The organism is Microbacterium trichothecenolyticum, from assembly GCF_000956465.1.
GTDB lineage: Bacteria > Actinomycetota > Actinomycetes > Actinomycetales > Microbacteriaceae > Microbacterium > Microbacterium trichothecenolyticum.
The window spans coordinates 134,285-154,066 of sequence record NZ_JYJA01000039.1; the positions used below are offsets into that span (position 1 = coordinate 134,285).

Below are 19,782 nucleotides of genomic sequence, written 5' to 3' on the forward strand. Positions count from 1 at the left end.
CGAGATACGGAGAACGGATGCCGCGGCCTGGGGGCCGCGGCTCCCATGTGTGTGAGGAGAACGATATGGCCAGCGCAAGCGGATCCTGGCGGGACCGGGTCAAAGCCGGAGCGCCTCGCGGAGTGGTCCTCGACCCGACGCGGAACGTGGTGCCGGGCTACGAGGCGTTCCCGAGCGCCTACGCGCCGGGGCATCTGCTGATCTTCGGCGACAGGACGGACTCCGAGAGCACGCTGCTCGCCGCAGCGCAGGAGCTCGGCTGGGACTTGGAGGTGGACCGCATCCGCCCCGAGGATTCGTCGCAGGACGACATCTGGAAGGCGACGATCATCCAGCTGCCGAGTCCGACGCGCGACGACGAGCCGGTGCCGCCCGTCGACGCCTGGCGCCTCCTCCAGCACGCGCGGCGACTCGAGATCGAGCAGGCGGAGATCGCTCAGCGGTCCGCGGGGACCACCCGTGAGCGGGCGCTCACCGACGCGGCGGAAGAGAGCCGCGTCCGGGCGGAGGTGCGGCGAAAGGTCGCGGTGGAGGCGGCGAACCAGCGTGAGGAATTCACCTCCCGGCGTTCTCCGGTCCAATCGCGCGGTCCGGGGGAGCGCACGGCGCGCGAGACGCGGCTGCGCAACGTCAGCCTGGACCACGTCCTGACCGTCGATCCGATCGGACTGAATCCCCACTCGATCACGAACCCGCACTCGATCACGAACCCGCACAGCATCACCAACCCGCACTCGATCACGAACCCCTCGGGCACGGACGGCTACGCGTACCCCGGAAACGGCGGCCTCGAGATCGTGTCGTACATCGGCCCCGACCCGGTGCGCTCGACCGCGAAGTTCTCCGGCAGGAGGCCGGTCGTCGCGGTCGTCGACACGGGGTGCGGCAAGCATCCGTGGCTCCCGCCCTACGAGAAGGGGGATCTGGGCGAAGGCGTGGCGGCGGACCCGACAGTCATCGTCCGGCGCGGCGCGCTGCCAGACGGACAGCTCATCGGCATGCAGGGTGCCTCGACCGACCCCGAGGTGAACGGCGACCAGTCCGGCCCCCTGGACGGGTACCTGGACGCGGCCGCAGGACACGGCACCTTCGTCTGCGGCATCGTCCGTCAGGTGGCCCCCGAGGCGGAGATCATCGCGATCCGGGTGGCCGACAGCAACGGAACCGCGCTCGAGAACGAGCTGATCATCGCGCTGGAGGAACTGGCTGCGTGGGTCGAGGCCGACCCGAAGAACAAGGTCGATGTCGTGAACCTCTCGCTGGGCTACTACCACGAGACCCCCGAAGACGGGCAGTACAGCGATCGGCTGTACAAGGCGCTCGTCCGGCTGCGGGCGAAGGGCTGTGCGATCGTCTGCTCGGCGGGCAACGACGCGACGGCGCGACCGGCGTTCCCCGCGGCGCTCTGGGAAGGGGGCGACCCCGACCTCGGCCTCGACGACGCCGAGGGCCTCGCGCGCCACCTCGCTGTCGGCGCGCTCAACCCGCAGGGCACCTCCGCGGCGCTGTTCAGCAATGTCGGGCCGTGGGTCACGCACTTCGCGCCCGGCACCTCGATCGTCAGCACCTTCCCGAGGTTCCAGGGCGGCGTGCAGGCGGGCTCCCGTGCCGACTCCATAGACCGCTTCCGCGAGAGCCTGGACCCGGACGACCACTCGGGCGGGTTCGCCATCTGGAGCGGGACCTCGTTCGCCGCGCCGTATGTCTCCGGCGTCATCGCCCGGGCACTGAGCTCTTCGCTGATGAACCCGAGCGCCGTGCCCGAGTCGGCAGATGCGGTGATCGAGCGGGCGCTGAAGAAGGTCGTCGACGCGGACCGCTCCAAGAAGACCAAGTAACGCTCCGGCGGACCCGCCTGCCGCTCGCCATCCGGCGGCGGGCGGGTCCATCATTGCTCTGTGGGGGAGAGCGCAGACCAGCTGTACCAACGGGGACGCCATCTGGCGACCCGTGGCAGCTACCTCGATGCGAAGCGCTCCCTCGCAGCGGCCGCCGAAGCGGCGGATGCCGACGGTGACACCGAGCTCAGCGCGCGCATCGCCGGCACCACGGCCTACGTCCTGGCGCGGCTGGGCGACGTCGACGCGGGCGAGCGCATCTGCCTCGAGGCCCTCGACCGGCCGGGCCTCTCGGCCGGGGCCGTCGCGCAGCTGCAAGGGCAGCTCGGGATGCTCGCGACCGAGCGCGGCCGGATCGACGAGGCGATCGGGTGGTTCGGCAAGAGCATCCACGGCCTGTCCGACGAGCCTGTGCGCCAGGCCAACACGCGCGTGAACCGCAGCATCGCCCTGATGCAGACGGGGAAGCTCGCCGCAGCGATCGAGGATCTCGAAGCGGCGGAGGAGGTCTACCGGACAGCCGGCCTCGAGCAGGAGGCGAATCTCGCGGTCCACAACCGCGGCTATGCGCTCATGCTCGGCGGCGATCTCGTCGCCGCCCTGCGGACGATGCAGTCGGTGAGGGAACCCCTCGACAGCGAGTCCGCACTGTGGGCGGCGATCAACGAGCTCGACCGTGCCGAGGTGCTGCGCGATGCTGGGCTGACCACGGAAGCCGAACGCAGCCTCGTCGCGGTCGCCGCGTCGCTCGGTCGTCACCATGCTCCGAGCGAACGGGCTGCCGCCGAGTATCAGCTCGCGCGTTCGCTCCTGAACCACGACCCCGAGCGCGCCGCCACCGTCGCCGGCAACGCCGCCCGCCGATTCCGGCGCGTGGGAAGCCCGGGCGGGGCCGCGCGCGCTGAGGCCGTGCGCCTGCGCGCGAGGTTGTCGACGAGGAACCATGACCGCTCCGGCGATCCGCTCTCGCCCCCGGGGCGACTGCCGTCGAAGGGCGCCGTGGACGGCGTCGCCGGGCGGCTCGCAGACCTGGGCTTCTCCGCCGACGCGGAGGTTCTCGTGATCGCCGATGCACTGGCGCGGGTGCGGCGCGGGAGCGCCACGGCGGCACCCGCCTTCCGCGTCGCGAAGAACACCCGGCTCGAATCGGCCCTGCTGGTGCAGGAGCTGCGCGCTGCCGATGCCATGCGGCGGCACAGGAATGGGGAGGCCCGACGTCACGCACAACGGGGCCTCGATCTGCTCGACGCGTCGTTCACCGACGGCGCCAGCCTCGACCTTCACGGCTCCGTGATGATGCGTGGGCTCGGCCTGCTCACCGTCGGCCTCGGGGCGGCGCTGCGCTCGGGGCGGCCCGACACGGTGTTCGACTGGTCGGAGCGAGCCCGACTGGGCAGCGAGCGGGTCGTTCCGGTGCGCCCTTCACCTGATCCCGGGCTCGCGGCCGATCTGGCGGAGCTCCGGGTCCTCCGCATGAACCACCCCGACGGCGGGTGGCTGGCGGATCCCCGGGCGCGCGCCCTGCAGGATCGAGCGCGCGAGCACCAGTGGTCCGGAACCGGCGCAGCGGGGCTTCAACGCCGAGTGACCCTCACCGAGGTCCAGACCGGGATCGCGCCGGGCGAGGCTCTCGCGAACTTTGTCTTCGATGGCGAGCGGCTGGTGGTGCTCGTCGTCGACTGCGACGACGCGGTGATGACCGAGCTCGATTGGGCGGCGTGCCGCCGTGCGATGCGTGGTCTTCGCGCCGATCTCGACGTGCATGCCGCGGTCTCCACGGGCCCGATGGCCGAGATCGTGCGGACGTCGCTGACCGATCGTCTTGCTGCCCTGTCGGCGGCCCTGCTCGAGCCGTGGCTGGCCCGCGTCGGTGCGTCTCGCGTCGCCCTCACGATCCCGGGCGTACTGGCGGGGGTGCCCTGGGCGATGCTGCCGGCATTCCGCGGCGTCGCCATCTCGGTGGCGGGTTCCGCGAGCGGCTGGCTCCGGCGGCGCGAGCAGCCGTATCGGACCCCGGCGAGCGCAGGGTTCGCGGTGGGTCCGCGGGTTCCGCGGGGCGAAGAGGAGGTCCTCTTGGCAGCCGACTCGTGGCGCGATCCCGCCGTGCTCACCGGCGGTGCGGCCGAGGTGCGGGCCGTCACTGCTCTGGCGGGCGACGTCGATGTGCTGCACGTCGCCGCGCACGGCAGGCACGCACTGGACAACCCCATGTTCTCGGGGTTCGAGCTCGCGGACGGGACGCTGTTCGGCTACGACATCGACCTCATTCCCGAGGTGCCCGACACCGTCATCCTCTCGGCGTGCGAGGTGGGACGTTCGTCCGTGCGCTGGGGCGAGGAAGCGGTCGGGATGACGCGCATCTGGCTGCACGCAGGTGCGCGGGCGGTCATCGCCGCTCCCGTCGTGGTCGCCGACGACGACGCGTGCGAGCTGCTGGGCGCGGTTCACGAGGGCCTCGCGGCGGGTATCGCGCCGTCTGAAGCGCTGGCCGCGGCATCCGTCCGCACCGGCATCGTCGCCCCGTTCCAGGTGCACGGCGCCGGCTTCTGAGATTTCTTCGCGTTCTGGGTATCAGGACGGATGCCGCGTGCTCCTGGTCATCGGAACGGCTTTCGCTTCGCCGACGGGGGGTTGGGGAGCGGCTGACAGAAGACCCTCCTGGGGACGCAGAATCGGCTGTGGGTCTTCGCCGCCGATCCTCGAGGGGTGCTGCATGGGACTGGGGCGGCACCCCTCATCCTCACGCTTGCGTGGCGCGGCGCGGTGCTCAGCCTCGCGAGGAGTTCGCGGTGCGGCCGCGCACGATCCCGACGAACGCGTCGACGGTCGGGGTGGTCCTCTCGGCGGACCACGCGAGCGCCACCGTCGAGATCGGGCCTCCGCGCAGCGCGCGGTAGTCGACGTCCTTGCGATGATGCAGTCGTGCGACCGACATCGGCACCACCACGATCCCGACACCGGCCGCGACGGTGGCGATCGCCTCGCCGGTGTCGGCCGGCGGCGCGAACCGCGGCGCGATGGTGCCGGGAAGCCGGATGGCGAGCACGTCGTCCTGCGGCACGATGAGCACCTCGCCCACGAGGTCCGCCGCGTCGAGCTCGTCGTCGGCGGCGGTCAGATGGGAGTCCTTCGCGCACACGACCACCGGGACCTCGTCGTACAGCGGGATGACGTGGAGGCCGTCCTTGTCGAGCGGCAGCCGCACGAGCGCCGCGTCGACCTCGCCGCCGAGGAGCGCATGCCGCTGATCGGCGACCTCCAGGGGCACGAGCTCGAGGCTGGTCTGCGGCATCCGTTCCTTCCAGGTGTCGATCCACCTGCCGGGGGTCGCGCCCGGGATCGCACCCAGTGTGAAGGTCGCGGGCATGGCGGCTTCGATGGGCGGTGCCGGCGACGGCCCGGGCGACGGCTGCGGCCGCCGTGCCTTGGCGGGCTTCGCCTTCGAGGACGACGCGGATGCCGCGCCCGGACGCTTGCCCGATCCGCCGCGTCCTCGTCCGCCTGTGCGCGACCCGCCCTTCGCCATGCTGTTCAGCGTAGCCGGGGCGATATGGTTCGCTCATGGTGGCGATTCTGGCAACGGTCTTCGCGGCGCTCGCGGCGCTCCTGCACGTCTACATCTTCGTGATGGAGAGCGTCCAGTGGACGCAGCCCAAGATCTGGAAACGATTCGGTGTGGCCGACCAGGCGGCTGCAGAGACGACGAAGTCGATGGCGTACAACCAGGGCTTCTACAACCTGTTCCTCGCCATCGGCGTCGTGGTCGGGCTCGTGCTTCTCTTCGCGGGAAGCGACACCGCGCCGGTCCACGCGGCGGGGCTCGCGCTGGTGCTGTTCGCGCTGGGGTCGATGGTGGCCGCGGCGCTGGTGCTGCTCACGACCGGGCTGCGGTACCTGCGGGCGGCTCTCATCCAGGGCACGCTGCCCCTCATCGGGTTCGTGCTGTTCCTCTTCGCCTGACCGCTGCACCCGCGTGACCCCTCAGCCGCACGCGCCCCACTGCCCGGCAGCCGCGGCGACCGCTGCGGACTCGAGTGAGCGCAGCAGGGTCTCCTGGCTGCGATTGGGTGAATAGACCTCGACCCGCGCATCGCCCTGCGCGACGAGTTCGCCGTTCACGAAGCGGCCGTCGGGCGTCCAGACGTAGAGCAGGGTTCTGCCGTACTTGTCGTGCACCTCGACGTCGGCGGCGACCCAGATCGTCGATCCTACGGGGACGAGCGATGTCAGCTTCGTCGTCGCCTCCGCACCCCAGCAGTCGAGTCGGGGCGAGATCTCGGGAGTGTCGATACCCAGGAGTCGCACCCGAGTCGACTCGAGATCGCTGACGACCGCATTCGGGGCTGCGACACGAGCGCGCAGCGTGTCGCCGTCGTGGACGCTCTCGACGGTCATCTCGAACGCGTCCGCCGGGATCGCCGGCATCGTGGCGGACGTGCCCGTCGCCGGCTGTGCGAGGTCGGCGCCCGCGTCGCGCCCGATGAACCACCAGTAAGCCGTGCCCGCGATCACGAGCAACAGGATTCCGATGAGGACGCGTCTGAACACGACGCGAGCCTATGCGGTGGCGCCGACGCGCCACCGCGACGATCAGGCTGCCAGGCGCAGTCCGCGCTTGTCGGTGGCGACGCGCTCGCCGTCGGCGATCGTCTCGTCGTCGCCGATGAGCGAGCCTCCGGCGACACGGGCGTCGTGCCCGACCTGGGTGCGCACGCCGATCTTCACACGCGGGCCGATGGCTGCGCGCGGCCCGATGTGGGCGTGCGGTGCGATCTCGGCGTCGGGTCCGATGACGGCATCCGTCTCGACCCACACGCCACGGCCGACGTGCGCGCCTGCGGCGATCTGCACGCCCGGTTCGACATACGCCCCCGCTTCGACGATGGCGCTCGGGTGCACCTTCGCTCCATGCGCGATCAGGCCCCGACCGTTGACGTGCTTGCGGTAGCGCAGCATCTCGCCCTGGTCGTTCTCGATGTCGATGTAGTTCTTGCCCACGTTCCCCTCCTGGAGCAGCACATGGTGCTGAGTACAGGAATAACGGTGGGCGGGGGTGATTCATTCCCGCGCATCGGAACGATTCGCCTGGCGGGCGCGAAGCGGCCCCGCGTCCTGCGTTGACGCGGGCCGGAAGGGTCGGTGATCAGGGGTTCACGTACTCGTCGGCGGTCGAGAGGGCCCGGTCGATGACGTCGAGGCCGCGCACCAGCTCGTCCTCGGTGATCACCAGCGGAGGCGCCACGTGCACGCGGTTGAAGTGCGTGAAGGGCCATACCCCTTCCCGCCTGCACGCCGCGGCGACCGCGGCGATGGGTGCAGCATCCGTCCCGCTCGCGTTGAAGGGCACGAGCTGCTCGCGGGTCTCGCGATCCTTGACGAGCTCGATCGCCCAGAAGAGGCCCATTCCCCGCACATCGCCGACGGACGGATGCCGCGACGCGAGGTCGCGCAGGCGTGGCTCCACCACACGCGATCCGAGGTCGCGCACGCGCTCGAGGATGCCGTCACGCTCGAACACCTCGAACGTGGCGACGCCCGCCGCGCACGCCAGCGGGTGGCCCGAGTAGGTGAGCCCGCCGGGGAAGGACACGGTGTCGAAGTGCGAGGCGATCCGGTCGGAGATCACGACGCCACCGAGAGGCACATAGCCTGAGTTCACGCCCTTCGCGAACGTGATGAGGTCGGGCTTCACGTCGAACGCCTGGAAGGCGAACCATTCGCCCACGCGGCCGAAGCCCACCATGACCTCGTCGGCGATGTAGACGATGCCGTAGCGGTCGCACAGCTCGCGCACGCCGGCGAGATAGCCCGGCGGCGGCACGAGCACGCCGTTCGTGCCGACGATCGTCTCGATGATGATCGCGGCGATCGTCGTGGCGCCCTCGAGCACGATGGTCTGCTCGAGGTGCTCGAGCGCACGCTGCGCCTCCTCCTCGGCGCTCGACGAGTGGAACGCCGAGCGGTACGGGTACGGGCCGAAGAACTTCGCGGTCGAGCCGTCGGCCGGCTCGTTCGGCCACCGGCGGGGGTCGCCGGTCAGCGAGATCGCGGTGGTGGTGTTGCCGTGATAGCTGCGGTACATCGACAGCACCTTGCGGCGGCCGGTCACGAGGCGCGCCATGCGCACGGCGTTCTCGTTCGCATCCGCGCCGCCGTTCGTGAAGAAGACCTTCTCGAAGCCGTCGCCCGCCACCTCTGCGATGCGCCGGGCGAGCTCGCCTCGCACGTCGTTGGCCATCGACGGCTGGATCGTCGCGAGACGGCCCGCCTGGTTCTGGATCGCCTGGACGAGATCCGGATGCTGGTGCCCGAGGTTCAGGTTCACCAGCTGGGAGCTGAAGTCGAGGTAGGCGTTGCCGTTGTAGTCCCAGAAGGTCGACCCCTCACCCGCGGCGATGGGGAGCGGGTCGATGAGCGCCTGCGCGCTCCACGAGTGGAACACGTGGCCGCGATCGTCGGCGCGGACGCGGGCGTCGGCCTCGGGGTCGGGCAGCGGGCGGGAGACGCCGGTCGGGTCCGTGTAGACGGCGGCGTCTGCGAGCGTGTCGGTCATGGGAGTCCTTGGGATCCGAGTCTGGGGGTCAGTGGTTCTGGGGGAAGCCGAGGTTGATGCCGCCGTGGCTGGCGGGGTCGAGCCAGCGGCTGGTGATGGCCTTTTCGCGGGTGAAGAAGTCGAACCCGTGGACGCCGTACGCCTTGGCGTCGCCGAACAGGGATTGCTTCCAGCCGCCGAAGGAGTGGTAGGCGACGGGGACGGGGATGGGCACGTTGATGCCGATCATGCCGACCTCGACCTCGTTCTGGAAGCGTCGGGCGGCGCCGCCGTCGTTGGTGAAGATCGCGGTGCCGTTGCCGAACTGGCCGGAGTTGATCAGCTCCAGCCCCTCGTCGTAGCTGCTCACCCGGACGACGGAGAGGACGGGTCCGAAGATCTCCTCCTGATACGCGCGGGAGGTGGTGGGGATGTCATCGATCAGGGTGGGGCCGAAGAAGAACCCGTCCTCGAGCCCGGCCACGGTGTAGCCGCGGCCGTCGACCACGATCCTCGCGCCATCCGCCTCCGCGATGTCGACATAGGAGGACACCTTGTCGCGGTGGACGTCGGTGATGAGGGGTCCCATGTCGGGTTCGACACCGTCCACACCGGCCCCGTTGCCGATCTTGAGCTTGCCGATGCGGTCTTGGATCTTCGCGATGAGGTCGTCGGCGACCGGTTCCACGGCGAGGACGACCGAGATGGCCATGCAGCGTTCCCCGGCAGCCCCGTACCCGGCGTTGACGGCCTGGTCGGCGACGAGGTCCAGGTCCGCGTCCGGGAGCACCAGCATGTGGTTCTTCGCGCCGCCGAGCGCCTGCACCCGCTTGCCGTGACGCGACGCGGTCTCGTAGATGTACTGCGCGATCGGGGTGGACCCGACGAACGAGATCGACTGCACCTCCGGGGAGGTGAGCAGGCCGTCCACGGCCAGCTTGTCGCCCTGCAGCACCGTGAACACCCCGTCCGGCAGCCCCGCCTCCTTCCACAGCTCGGCAAGCCAGAGCGCGGCGGACGGGTCCTTCTCGCTGGGCTTGAGGATCACGGCGTTGCCCGCGGCGATCGCGATCGGGAAGAACCACATCGGCACCATCGCCGGGAAGTTGAACGGCGAGATGATCCCCACCACGCCCAGCGGCTGCTTGAGCGAGTACACGTCGATCCCCGTCGACGCGTTCTCACTGAACGCGCCCTTGATCAGATGCGGGAACCCGGTCGCCAGCTCGACGACCTCCTGACCGCGGAGGATCTCGCCCATCGCGTCCGAGAGCACCTTGCCGTGCTCCGCCGTGATGATCTCCGCCAACTCCCGCTTACGCGCGTTCAGCAACTCCCGGAAGCTGAACAGCACGCTCTGCCGACGCGCGATCGAGTACCCCTTCCACACCTGGAACCCGGCGACCGCCGACGCGATCGCCTCGTCGATCTCCGCCTGATCCGCCAACGCCACCCGCGCCGACACCACACCCGTCGCCGGATTGAACACCGGCGCCGTCCGCCCCGACCCCGACGCCCGCTCCGCCCCGTTGATCCAATGCGAGATCACCCGGACGTCGGCGGCGGCGTCGGTGGTCGCGGGCGCGACGGCGCTCTCAGCAATGCTCATGGGAGGCTCCTTCTCGGTGTCGGACAGATCGTGTGGTGATCCCCTAGGCTTGACGGGTCCCAGCCTGTCAGAGAAGAAGAGGCGGCCACGGTGCCCGACCGTCGCGAAGATCGGACGATCCACACGGATCGTCCGGCAGATCGATCCGCAGATGAGATCCTCCCGACCGTGCGCGAAGTGATCGCGCTCGAAGCGGTCGCGCAGGGCGTTCCCGAAGTGCTCGTCGGCGACGACGCGCTCGATGCGCGCGTGCGATGGCTGCACGTCTCCGACAGTGCAGGCGTAGCGCGCCTGCTGGACGGCGGAGAGATGCTGCTGTCGACCGGTTCATCGTGGCCGTCGGAGCCGGGAGATCTCCGCCGGTTCATCGGCGAGCTCGCCGACGCAGGGCTCTCCGGCCTCGTGCTCGAGCTCGGCACGCACTACCGGTACGTCCCCGCGGTGGTCGTCGAGGCCGCCCGCGAACGCGGCCTCGCCCTGGTCGTGCTCCACCGGGAGCTGAAGTTCGTCACGGTCACCGAGGCCGTCCACAGTCGCATCATCACCGGACAGACCGACGCGCTGCGTGCGCGCGACGAGGTGCGAGAGCGCTTCACCGCTCTGGTGCTGCGCGGATCGCCCGCAGACTTCATCGTCCACCAGCTGGCCCAGACGCTCGGCGCGCCCATCGTGCTCGAGAACCTCGGCTACGAGGTGGTCGCGGCGGAGGTGCCGCTCGCGATGGAGGAGGAGCTCTTCACCGAGTGGGAGCTGCGATCGCGCTCCGCGCACAGGCGCTCCGAGCAACGCCGAGAGCGCGGCATCTCGGCCGGAGCGGACGATTGGCTGATCGTCCCGGTCGAGGCACGAGGCATCCGCTGGGGGAATCTCATCGCGCTGCCCGGACCCGAGCACGCGGCCGGGCGCACGGCGGTGCTCGAGCAGGGCGCGATCGCCCTCGCCGTCGGCCGTCTCGCCGACGGCGACGCCGACGAATGGGCGCGCATCGGCCGGCGTCGCCTGGTCGACGGGCTGCTCGCCGGACGCTTCGCCGGTGTCGGCGGTGCCGCCGCGCGCCTCGAGGCGGCCGGTCTGCCCCTGCGGGGCGCCAAGCTCTACGGTCTGGTCGTGTCGGGCGCGCCGATCGCGGTGGAGCGGGCGGATGCTGCGGCGCGCGCCCTGCGCGGGCGCGCGCTGGCAGGTTCCGCGCCGGCGGGCGTGGTGGCGCCGGCGACCACGCTGCTGATGTCGCTGCCGTCGGACGCCGTTTTCGACGATGCGGCCGTGGTCGCGTTCGTGCGCGCGCTCGTCGATGCCGCCGACGTCGAGCGCGTCACCGTCTCGGTCGGGCGCGGTGCCGAGGGCATCGACGCCGCGCTCGCCTCGGTGCACGAGGCGGTCGACCTCGCGGGCGGCCGGCGACGGCGCTCCGGGCGAGGTCCGCACCTGCGGCGCGCCGAGAATCGTCCGCTCGTGCAGCTGGTCACCGCGCTGCGTGATGACCATCGCGTGCTCGAGCACGGCGAGCGGATGCTGGCCCCGCTCATCGCCTACGACCTCTCGCGGTCGGGCGACCTGCTCGACGTCCTCGAGGCGATGCTCGCTCACCCGGGCAACCGCACCGCGGCGGCAGGGGCATCCCATCTGTCCCGGTCGGTGTTCTATCAGCGCATTGCGCTCATCGAGGAGCTGCTGGGGGCGGATCTCGACGATGGCGAGACCCAGACCGCGCTGCATCTGGCGCTGCTCGTGCGGCGGTCGGCAGGGCGCTGACGCGTCTACGCGTCCCTGGGCTCCCAGGGGTCGACGAGGTCGATGCCGAGATCCTCGAAGTCCTTCGTGTTGCGCGTCGCAAGAGTCGCGCCGTGCACGGCCGCGGTCGCGGCGATCATCCCGTCCTCCACGCACAGCGGGCGTCCGATGAGCCGGCGAGCCTCCTGCAGGCGTGCGTAGCTCCGGGCGGCTCGCTCGTCGAATGGCAGCACGCGACTCCCCGAGAGGATCGAGTCGATGGCCGCGATCAGTCGCTCGCGGCGCGCACCCTCCGGAAGCCGCCGGGCTCCGACAAGGAGCTCCGCGACGGAGATCGCGGTGATCGCGGCATCGGTCCGCGACTTCATCCAGGCCACGACAGCGGTGTCAGGCGTCGAGCGCAGCGGTTCGGACAGCACATTCGTGTCGAGGATGATCACGACAGATCGAGCTCGCGGGGGAGGCTGCGCGCGGGTGGTTCGAGGTCGATGGCGAGACTGCTCGCCGCGTCGATCCAATCGACGATCATGCTGCTGGGCGACACCGCGCTCGTCAGGATCGCTCGCGCTTCCGCCTCCATCGACCGGCCGTGCGCGGCGGCTCGCTCCTTCAGGCGCTGCTGAACCTCGTCATCGAGGTTGCGGACGGTGATGGCACCCACGGCTGCTCCCTTCGACTGCTGGCAATGCTAGCACTTCGATGTCGGAGGCCGGAGCCATGCTCGCGCCATGGAATCAGCCATCGACATCCAAGCCGAATCGTTCGTCCGTGAGCTCGCCGCCGCTATCATCGCTGCGCGGGACGGCGAATGCCTGGCGTGCTATCTCGACCGCGTCCTGCGCGACGCCGCCTGCGACGGCTCGCTGCGCCTGGCGCGCACCTACCGCGACGCACTGGCGCCGCGTGCCGTTGCGCTCGAGGGGCGCCTCGAGAGCGGCGGCGGCTTCTGCGATTGCGAGGTGCTGATGAACGTCTACTGGTCGAAGACCGACGAGGTGAGACCATGCCGCGGCGCGAGGCGCGGGTCCACGAAGCCGTGCGACCTCTGGCTGCGCCGCAGACGCGGGGATCGGTGGTGAGCCCGGAGTCAGCCCGCGATGTAGACCTTGCGGAGCGTCTCGCGCACCGTCCACACCGTGCGCATGCCTGCTGTCAGACGCGCGATCGACCCCGGTCGGAGCTCGATCGGCTCGAGGGTCGGGTCGTCGAACGCCACGGTGGCCGAGCCGGACAGCACGACGAAGACCTCGTCGGCCTCGACGTCGGTCGACGCGCCCGGCGTGTGCTCCCACACGCCGAGCTCGGTCCCCCCGAACCCGCCGAGTTCGGCGAACCCCGTGGCAGGGGAGCCCTGCACCACCTGGTCGGCGGGCAGGGGCGCGAGGTCGAGCTCGAGGGAGGCGGCATCCGTCACGACCGCGGGGTTCATGAGTCGAACCCCAGGCCGAGCGCGTCGAGCGTCTTCAGCAGCAGGTTGCGCTTGCCCTTGTTGTGGTCGGCACGATCCAGTGACCAGCGGGTGGCGTTGATGCCCATCGACGCGGCGGGCTCGGGCGGGAACGGGAGCGGGCGCTTTCGCACCATCTCGAGCTGGGTGCGTTCGTTCTTCACGCCGTCGAGCAGGTCGAGCATGACGTCGCCGGCGAAGCGGGTCGATCCGACGCCGAGCCCCGTGAAGCCGGCGGCATACGCCACGCGGCGGTCGCGGGCGGTGCCGAAGAACGCCGTGAACTGGGTCGAGGTGTCGATCGCGCCGGCCCACTGGTGCGTGAAGCGCAGCCCCTCGAGCTGCGGGAACGTGGTGAAGAAGTGGCTTGCGAGCTTGGCCCAGGTCTCGGGCCGGTTCTCGTGCTCGGGATTCATCTTGCGGCCGTACCGGTAGATCGCGTCGTAGCCGCCGAACAGGATCCGGTTGTCCTTGGTGATCCGGTAGTAGTGGAACTGGTTCGCCATGTCGCCGATGCCCTGGCGGTCCTGCCAGCCGATCGATGTGAGCTGGGCGTCGGTCAGGGGCTCCGTCATGAGCACGTAGTCGTACACGGGGACCGTCATGAGCCGGTTGCGCTTGATGAGCGACGGGAACACATTGGTGCCGAGCGCGGCACGGGATGCCTCGACCCGGCCCTCGGGGGTCGTCACGACCACGCCCGGTCCACTGGTGTCGAGGCCGCTGACGTGGGAGCGCTCGAAGATCACGACGCCGCGTTCTTCGCAGACCCGAGCGAGCTCGGCGGCCATGCGTGCGGGATGGACCATGCCGCACGCGTTCTTCTCCCAGACCGCGGCAAGGTACGTGGGGGAGTGGACCGATGCCTGGGCCTCGGCCCAGTCGAGATAGACCACGCCCTCTTCGCCCTCGGCGGCCCACTCCTTCAGCCACTCCACCTGGTGCGGCTCGATCGCCGGGGCGAGCTGCCCGGTGCGCTCGAACTGGAAGTCCATGCCGAAGCGGGCCTCGGACGCCTCGATCGCATCGAGGTTCTCGTGCCCGAGCCGGTCGAGCGTCGGCATCTCCTTCGGCCAGCGGGCCATGCCGTTCTCGTGGCCGTGGGTGAGGCTGGCCTCGCAGAAGCCGCCGTTGCGGCCCGACGCCGCCCAGCCGACACGCTGCGCCTCGACGATCACGACCTTCGCGTCGGGGTCGCGCTCGGTGGCGAGGAGCGCTGTCCACAGGCCCGTGTATCCGCCGCCCACGACGACGAGGTCGGCGCGGTGCGTGCCGACGAGCGCCGGCCGGTCGGGAAGGAGGCTCGCCGGAAGGTCGTCGCGCCAGAACACCGAGTGCTTCGTGTCGGCGAGGGAGTGCTGGACGACGGATGCTGCCGGCCGCTGTCGTTCGAAGACGGTCGTGCCCACGGTTATCAACTCCGATGCGGTGTGTGGTGCTCCCATCCTCGCCCGTCGGCCGGGTCGATGCGGGCCTGGCGTGTCGGAAGTTGTCGGGAGGCTCGGACAGGTTGTCGCGGCCTCAGCCGGCGACGAGCTCCCCGACGAGCGCGTCGACGTCGGCGACCCGGGCGTACGTGCCGTCGAGCGCCGCCATGAAGGCGAGGTGCACCTGGGCGCCTGGCACCGTGCGGCCGTCGTAGGCGAGGTCGGGCGCGGCGCACGCGTCCTGTGCGACGGCGACGTTGAAACCGAAGTCGGACGCCGCGCGCACGGTGGCGTCCACGCACATGCTCGACATCATGCCCGCGACGACGATCTCGTCGGCGTCCGCTGCGCGCAGCAGCGACTCGAGCCCCGTGCCGAGGAACGCGTTCGGCTGGTGCTTGACGATGACGTGCTCCTCGCCGTCGGGTGCGACCCGCGGATCGAACTCCACGCCGGGGGTCGCGGGGGCGAAGAACGCGGCATCCGGTGCGTCCCACACGTGCTGCACGTGCACGACCCGCTCACCCGACGTGCGGAATCCGGCGAGGAGTCGCGCGGCGGCATCGGCGGCGGAGTCCGGGTCGACGAGCGGGTGCCGCCCGCCGGGGAAGTAGTCACGCTGGATGTCGATGAGGAGCAGGAGTCGCGTCACCGCAACAGCATAGGGTCGCACATCCGCATCAGCCGCCCGTCATCGTTCGCGCGATCTGCGTCGCGGAGTCGCCCGCGCGCTTGAGCACGAGCGCCACCAGGCCCAGCGCGACGAGGGTCAGCAGCAGCATGATCGTCGACACTGCCGCGATCTCGGGACGCAGGCCGGTCCGCAGTGCGCTGAGCACGTACACGGGCCACGGCGTCGTGCCCGACACCTGCACGAACGCCGCCACGATCGTGTTGTCGAGACTCAGCGTGAAAGCCAGCAGGAAGCCGGCGAGCACCGCGGGCATTGCCAGCGCGAGGGTGATCCGGCGGAACGTCGTGAAGGGCGTGGCGTAGAGATCGGCGGATGCCTCCTCCAGCTGCGCGTCCTGCCCCACCAGCCGGGCGCGCACGATGTACGACACGACCGCGGTCGCGAACAGCGACGAACCGACCGACAGGCGCACGATCCCGTCGTTGAACATCGAGAGGCCGAGGTCCTGGCCGAGGAAGACCATGAAGGGCAGCAGCGCCACGGCGTCCACGATCTCCGGCGTGACCGACACCAGCAGGAGGAGCCCCAGGAACCACCACACCCACCTGCCCGGGTGCCGCGCCATCGCGATCCCGGCCAGGGTGCCCAGGACGGTCGCGATGATCGCCGCGATCAGCGCCGTGACGAGCGATACGCGCACGGCGCTCTGGATCGCCGGCTTCACCAGGATCGACGTGAAGGCGTCGAAGCCGAACCCGTCCCACACCGCCAGCAGGCGGCCGGTGTTGAACGAGTGGACGACGATCACGATGATCGGCAGGAACAGGAACAGCATCACGAGAAGGCCCCAGACGCCGAAGGCGGCGTCCGACCACGACCTGCGGCGGCGCCGGCGCGGCCCGGCGCCGCCGCGGGCCGCCCGGGCCGCCCGGGCCGCCCGGGCCTCCTGGGCCTCCGCCTGGAGGATCGTCTCGGTCTCGGTCTGCGTGGTCACGTCGTGGCCTCCAGGATCGCGGCGGGGGCAGCATCCGTCCTCGCGGTCTCGGGAACCGGCCCGAGAACCAGCCGGCTGCGGGAGCGGAACGGCAATGCGACGAGCCAGATGATCGCGGCGCACACCCCGATCGCCACCAGGATCAGAAGCATGAGCAGCACCGCCATCGCCGATCCCAGAGCCCAGTTCTGAGCGGTCTGGAACTGTCCGGCGACGAGCTGACCCACCATGTTGCCCTTCGCGCCGCCCAGCACCGTGGCGGTGATGTAATCGCCCATCAGCGGGATGAAGACGAGCAGCACGCCCGCGATGATGCCCGGCTGCGACAGCGGCAGGGTGACGCGGAAGAACGTCACGATCTTGCCGGCGCCGAGGTCCTTCGAGGCCTCGCGCAGCGCCGGCCCCACGCGGTCGAACGCCACGAACAGCGGCAGGATCATCAGCGGCAGGTAGTTGTAGACCACGCCGATGATCACGGCCGCGCGCGTGTAGAGGATCTCGAGCGGTCCGTCGAGCACGCCGATGGCCTGAAGCGCAGTCGACAGCCACCCCTCCGGAGCGAGGATCACCTGCCAGCCGATCGTCCGGACGAGGAAGTTCGTCCAGAACGGGACGAGGACGAGGGCGATCAGGATGCCGCGACGCTGCGGCTTGACCTTGAAAGCCATCCAGTACGCCACCGGCGCCCCGATCGCGAAGCAGAGCACCGTGCCGATGATCCCCACCCACAGCGTGTTCTGGAAGGTCGCGAAGAACGTCGGCGAGATGGCCTCGACGTACCGGTCGAACGACAGGACGTCATTGGCGTGGGTGCCGAAGACGCCGGGCTTGTAGCCGAAGCTGAACCACACGACCATGGCGACCGGCGCCACGAAGAAGAGGAGCAGCCACGCCCAGGCGGGGACCGCGAGGGCGGGCCCCACCGCACCGGTGGCGCGATTACGCACCGGCGGCAGCCTTCACCTCGTTGTAGATCTCCACGCGAGTGCTCAGCGAGTCGTTGAGCACCTGCTCGTGCATGCTCTCGAGCTGCTCGGGGGTGAAGAAGATCATGTCGAGACGCTCGACCTCGGCCTCCTCGGCCGCCCCCTGCATGTCCTTGCCGCCGACGTTGTAGCCGACCCACTCGAGGTTCAGCATCTGGTTCTCGGGGGCCATCGCGAAGTTGATGAAGGCGTGGGCCGCCTCGGGGTGGGCTGCTCCGGTCGCGATCGCCCAGTTGTCCATCCACAGCTCCGTCTGCGGGCCGGGCAGCACCCACTGCCAGCGGTCGGGCTCGGACGACTCCTGGATGCCGAGCCGCGCGTCGCCGTTCCACGCCATGAGCAGGGCGTGAGTGCCCTGCGGGATCGTGTTGGCGCCGGCCGAGGAGTCGAACGCCGCGACGTGGGGGGCGATCTTGTCGACCAGGAAGGCGCGCGCCGCCTCGAGCTCGTCGGGGTCCTCGGTGTTCCAGTCCACGTCGTTGGCCCAGAAGTAGGATCCGACGACGCCGGCAGGATCGTCCGACATCGCGGTCTTCCCGCTGGCCTCGTTCTGCGCGGCGTCGAAGTAGTCGGCCCACGTCGTCAGTTCGCGGGTGATCACGGTCTTGTCGTAGACGTAGCCCGTCGTTCCCCACGCCTTGCAGATCGAGTAGTCGTTGCCCGGATCCCACGCGCGGCCGAGGAAGGCGGGGTCCATGTTCGAGATGTTGGGAAGCAGGTCCTTGTTGAGCTTCTGCAGCAGTCCCTGCTCGATCATCTGCGGGATGAAGACGCCCGTGGGCACCACGATGTCGTACCCCGATGTGCCCTTCGCCGCGACGAGCTTGGCGATCAGCTCCTCATTGGATCCGTACGAGTCGAGCGTGACCTTCGGCCCGAGCTCGGCGCTGAACGCCTCGACGACCTCGGGTGCGTCGTACTCGGCCCAGGTGTACACCGACAGGCTGTCCTCGAGTGCTCCGCCGGTCGCCTGGGGGGCCGGCGCTCCGCTGCCGCCGGGGGAGCAGGCCGCCAGCACCGTGGCACCGCCGGCGAGTGCGGCGAGGCTCAGGAAGCGCCGGCGCGACAGCTCGCGCGCGATGAGAGGCGCCGCGCCCTCGGGGGCGAGGATGCGCAGCGGCGTACGAGGCTGGGTCATCGGGTACTCCTGGATTCGGGTCGGGAGCCGAGACGGATGCTGCGGCTACAGGCGTGCGACGGGCGTGCAGGTCGAGCGGTGGTGTGTCGGGAACGGTCGAGTCGTGCGGGTCAGGCGGTCGGCGGTGCGATGTAGCCGCCCTGCTGCGCCGCGTCGTCGTCGGCGGCGGGGAACAGCAGCACGTGATGCGCCGCCCACGTGCAGACGACGGGGTCGCCGATCGCGAGGGCCGGGGCATCCGGGGTCGGCCGCCGGACGATGAGGCTCTGATCGGCGCCGAGCTGCACCAGGTACTGCATCGTGTCGCCGAGGTGCGACAGGCCGATCAGCTCGCCTCGCGCGGTGTTGGCGTCCGCAGAGCCCGGGCCTGCGGTCGCCGAGCCCGCCGAGGGCGCCTTCTCGATGCGGATGAACTCGGGCCGCACCGCGGCCTCGCCGAGGTTCGTGGTCGTGAGCACCGGTGACGCGGCGCGCACGAGCGCGTGCGGCGAGGCGATCGCCGCCCCTGCCTCCGCGGCCGGTCCGCGGAAGAAGTTCTGCTGCCCGACGAACGCGGCGACGTACGCCGAGGCCGGTCGCGCGTACACGGTGTCGGCGTCGGCGAGCTGCTCGATGCGGCCGGCGCGCATGATCGCGATGCGGTCGCTCATCGAAAGGGCCTCGCCCTGGTCATGCGTGACGAAGACGAAGGTGATCCCCAGGCGGGACTGCAGCAGCTTCAGCTCGAGCTGCATCTCCTCACGCAGCTGACGGTCCAGCGCTCCCAGCGGCTCGTCGAGCAGAAGCACCGCGGGCCGGTTCACCAGTGCACGGGCCAGCGCGATCCGCTGCTGCTGCCCGCCCGACAGCTGCGTCGGCTTGCGGTCGCCGAACCGCCGCATCTGCACCATGTCGAGCGCCTGGGTGACGCGCTCGCGCACCTCGCTCTTCGGAGTGCGTCGCTGCTGCAGCCCGTACGCGACGTTCTCCGCGACCGACAGGTGCGGGAAAAGGGCGTAGGCCTGGAAGACCGTGTTGACGTCGCGCTTGTACGGGGGCGCGGCGAGCACCGAGCGCCCGGAGATGCGGATGTCACCGGCATCGGGGTGTTCGAATCCCGCGATCATCCGCAGCGTGGTCGTCTTGCCGCAGCCCGACGGCCCGAGCAGTGAGATGAACTCGCCCGGCTGGATCTCGAGCGACAGGTCGTCGACCGCGAGCTGCCCGCCGTAGTACTTGGTGATCCCCGCCAGAGTGACGGCCCCGCGTGCGCCGTCGCCGTCGGGGGGAACCTGCTCCGCCGAAGCCTGTGCTGCGGTCGCCGTGCCTGTGGACATCGTCACCTCGTGAGGGTCCTTCTGGTGCGGGCCACGCGACGATGCACGGCCTATCGGGTGTGGGGGTATTCAATATGGCGACGTAGACGCCCGCAACGGAACCGCGGCCGAACCGGACGATCCGGGCCGG

19 protein-coding genes are annotated in these 19,782 nt (G+C 70.3%); 5 read left to right on the forward strand and 14 right to left on the reverse strand.

Going from position 1 to position 19,782, the window contains the following annotated elements:
- Positions 1 to 65: 65 nt before the first annotated feature.
- Together RS82_RS16290 and RS82_RS16295 are read left to right on the forward strand one after the other, a co-directional pair.
- On the forward strand, positions 66 to 1,838 hold the full coding sequence (locus RS82_RS16290; protein WP_045301347.1) for a S8 family peptidase: 1,773 nt from the start codon (positions 66 to 68) through the stop codon (positions 1,836 to 1,838).
- 60 nt (positions 1,839 to 1,898) lie between these two features.
- On the forward strand, positions 1,899 to 4,388 hold the full coding sequence (locus tag RS82_RS16295) for a CHAT domain-containing protein (protein ID WP_045301349.1): 2,490 nt from the start codon (positions 1,899 to 1,901) through the stop codon (positions 4,386 to 4,388).
- A gap of 217 nt (positions 4,389 to 4,605) precedes the next feature.
- Here the strand turns inward: RS82_RS16295 and RS82_RS16300 are convergent, their stop codons facing one another.
- The gene (locus RS82_RS16300; RefSeq protein ID WP_052676887.1) at positions 4,606 to 5,364 is read right to left on the reverse strand and encodes a LysR substrate-binding domain-containing protein; all 759 of its coding nucleotides are present in this window, start codon (positions 5,362 to 5,364) and stop codon (positions 4,606 to 4,608) included.
- A 35-nt stretch (positions 5,365 to 5,399) separates the two neighbouring features.
- Between RS82_RS16300 and RS82_RS16305 the strand changes: the two genes are divergently transcribed.
- Complete coding sequence (locus RS82_RS16305) at positions 5,400 to 5,798, forward strand: DUF1304 domain-containing protein (protein ID WP_211255954.1); 399 nt, start codon at positions 5,400 to 5,402, stop codon at positions 5,796 to 5,798.
- Positions 5,799 to 5,819: 21 nt separating this feature from the next.
- Here the strand turns inward: RS82_RS16305 and RS82_RS16310 are convergent, their stop codons facing one another.
- From RS82_RS16310 to RS82_RS16325, 4 genes are all read right to left on the reverse strand, one after another.
- Positions 5,820 to 6,386 carry a thermonuclease family protein gene (locus RS82_RS16310; protein WP_052676888.1) on the reverse strand — a complete coding sequence of 189 codons (567 nt, stop codon included), beginning with the start codon at positions 6,384 to 6,386 and terminating at the stop codon, positions 5,820 to 5,822.
- A gap of 42 nt (positions 6,387 to 6,428) precedes the next feature.
- Positions 6,429 to 6,836, reverse strand: coding sequence for a transferase (locus RS82_RS16315; RefSeq protein ID WP_045301351.1), 408 nt, complete (start codon positions 6,834 to 6,836; stop codon positions 6,429 to 6,431).
- Between the two features lie 145 nt (positions 6,837 to 6,981).
- Positions 6,982 to 8,391, reverse strand: coding sequence for an aspartate aminotransferase family protein (locus RS82_RS16320; protein ID WP_045301353.1), 1,410 nt, complete (start codon positions 8,389 to 8,391; stop codon positions 6,982 to 6,984).
- 28 nt (positions 8,392 to 8,419) lie between these two features.
- Positions 8,420 to 9,979 (reverse strand): CoA-acylating methylmalonate-semialdehyde dehydrogenase, encoded by a 1,560-nt coding sequence (locus tag RS82_RS16325; protein WP_045301354.1) that lies wholly within the window; start codon positions 9,977 to 9,979, stop codon positions 8,420 to 8,422.
- Between the two features lie 168 nt (positions 9,980 to 10,147).
- On the opposite strand from RS82_RS16325, the gene RS82_RS16330 reads away from it, so the two are divergent.
- Positions 10,148 to 11,731 carry a PucR family transcriptional regulator gene (locus tag RS82_RS16330; protein ID WP_045301670.1) on the forward strand — a complete coding sequence of 528 codons (1,584 nt, stop codon included), beginning with the start codon at positions 10,148 to 10,150 and terminating at the stop codon, positions 11,729 to 11,731.
- 5 nt (positions 11,732 to 11,736) lie between these two features.
- Here RS82_RS16330 and RS82_RS16335 read toward each other — a convergent pair whose 3' ends face one another.
- Positions 11,737 to 12,150: a type II toxin-antitoxin system VapC family toxin gene (locus tag RS82_RS16335; RefSeq protein WP_045301356.1), complete on the reverse strand. Its 414-nt coding sequence runs from the start codon at positions 12,148 to 12,150 to the stop codon at positions 11,737 to 11,739.
- Positions 12,147 to 12,371, reverse strand: a complete 225-nt coding sequence (locus tag RS82_RS16340) for a FitA-like ribbon-helix-helix domain-containing protein (RefSeq protein WP_045301358.1) — start codon at positions 12,369 to 12,371, stop codon at positions 12,147 to 12,149. Before RS82_RS16340 ends, RS82_RS16335 begins: the two co-directional genes overlap by 4 nt.
- 67 nt (positions 12,372 to 12,438) lie before the next feature.
- Here RS82_RS16340 and RS82_RS16345 point away from each other — a divergent pair, with 67 nt between their 5' ends.
- The gene (locus tag RS82_RS16345; protein WP_045301360.1) at positions 12,439 to 12,789 is read left to right on the forward strand and encodes a DUF2695 domain-containing protein; all 351 of its coding nucleotides are present in this window, start codon (positions 12,439 to 12,441) and stop codon (positions 12,787 to 12,789) included.
- A gap of 8 nt (positions 12,790 to 12,797) precedes the next feature.
- On the opposite strand, the gene RS82_RS16350 is transcribed toward RS82_RS16345, so the two are convergent.
- From RS82_RS16350 to RS82_RS16380, 7 genes are all read right to left on the reverse strand, one after another.
- Positions 12,798 to 13,139, reverse strand: coding sequence for a cupin domain-containing protein (locus tag RS82_RS16350; RefSeq protein ID WP_045301362.1), 342 nt, complete (start codon positions 13,137 to 13,139; stop codon positions 12,798 to 12,800).
- Positions 13,136 to 14,566 carry an NAD(P)/FAD-dependent oxidoreductase gene (locus RS82_RS16355; protein ID WP_045301364.1) on the reverse strand — a complete coding sequence of 477 codons (1,431 nt, stop codon included), beginning with the start codon at positions 14,564 to 14,566 and terminating at the stop codon, positions 13,136 to 13,138. The genes RS82_RS16350 and RS82_RS16355 overlap by 4 nt, the downstream gene beginning before the upstream one ends.
- 112 nt (positions 14,567 to 14,678) lie before the next feature.
- Positions 14,679 to 15,236 (reverse strand): cysteine hydrolase family protein, encoded by a 558-nt coding sequence (locus RS82_RS16360; protein ID WP_045301366.1) that lies wholly within the window; start codon positions 15,234 to 15,236, stop codon positions 14,679 to 14,681.
- A gap of 28 nt (positions 15,237 to 15,264) precedes the next feature.
- Positions 15,265 to 16,212, reverse strand: a complete 948-nt coding sequence (locus RS82_RS16365; protein WP_342666943.1) for an ABC transporter permease — start codon at positions 16,210 to 16,212, stop codon at positions 15,265 to 15,267.
- On the reverse strand, positions 16,209 to 17,159 hold the full coding sequence (locus RS82_RS16370) for an ABC transporter permease (protein ID WP_045301368.1): 951 nt from the start codon (positions 17,157 to 17,159) through the stop codon (positions 16,209 to 16,211). Before RS82_RS16370 ends, RS82_RS16365 begins: the two co-directional genes overlap by 4 nt.
- On the reverse strand, positions 17,152 to 18,336 hold the full coding sequence (locus tag RS82_RS16375; protein WP_045301370.1) for an ABC transporter substrate-binding protein: 1,185 nt from the start codon (positions 18,334 to 18,336) through the stop codon (positions 17,152 to 17,154). The genes RS82_RS16370 and RS82_RS16375 overlap by 8 nt, the downstream gene beginning before the upstream one ends.
- A gap of 110 nt (positions 18,337 to 18,446) precedes the next feature.
- Positions 18,447 to 19,652 (reverse strand): ABC transporter ATP-binding protein, encoded by a 1,206-nt coding sequence (locus tag RS82_RS16380; RefSeq protein ID WP_045301372.1) that lies wholly within the window; start codon positions 19,650 to 19,652, stop codon positions 18,447 to 18,449.
- Positions 19,653 to 19,782 lie beyond the last annotated feature (130 nt).

Bases quoted from the DNA above. Each gene is read 5' to 3' on its own strand.
- RS82_RS16380 (WP_045301372.1), bottom strand. From the start codon at position 19,652: ATGTCCACAGGCACGGCGACCGCAGCACAGGCTTCGGCGGAGCAGGTT.
- RS82_RS16320 (WP_045301353.1), bottom strand. From the start codon at position 8,391: ATGACCGACACGCTCGCAGACGCCGCCGTCTACACGGACCCGACCGGC.
- RS82_RS16375 (WP_045301370.1), bottom strand. From the start codon at position 18,336: ATGACCCAGCCTCGTACGCCGCTGCGCATCCTCGCCCCCGAGGGCGCG.
- RS82_RS16290 (WP_045301347.1), top strand. From the start codon at position 66: ATGGCCAGCGCAAGCGGATCCTGGCGGGACCGGGTCAAAGCCGGAGCG.
- RS82_RS16345 (WP_045301360.1), top strand. From the start codon at position 12,439: ATGGAATCAGCCATCGACATCCAAGCCGAATCGTTCGTCCGTGAGCTC.
- RS82_RS16300 (WP_052676887.1), bottom strand. From the start codon at position 5,364: ATGGCGAAGGGCGGGTCGCGCACAGGCGGACGAGGACGCGGCGGATCG.
- RS82_RS16305 (WP_211255954.1), top strand. From the start codon at position 5,400: ATGGTGGCGATTCTGGCAACGGTCTTCGCGGCGCTCGCGGCGCTCCTG.
- RS82_RS16325 (WP_045301354.1), bottom strand. From the start codon at position 9,979: ATGAGCATTGCTGAGAGCGCCGTCGCGCCCGCGACCACCGACGCCGCC.
- RS82_RS16350 (WP_045301362.1), bottom strand. From the start codon at position 13,139: ATGAACCCCGCGGTCGTGACGGATGCCGCCTCCCTCGAGCTCGACCTC.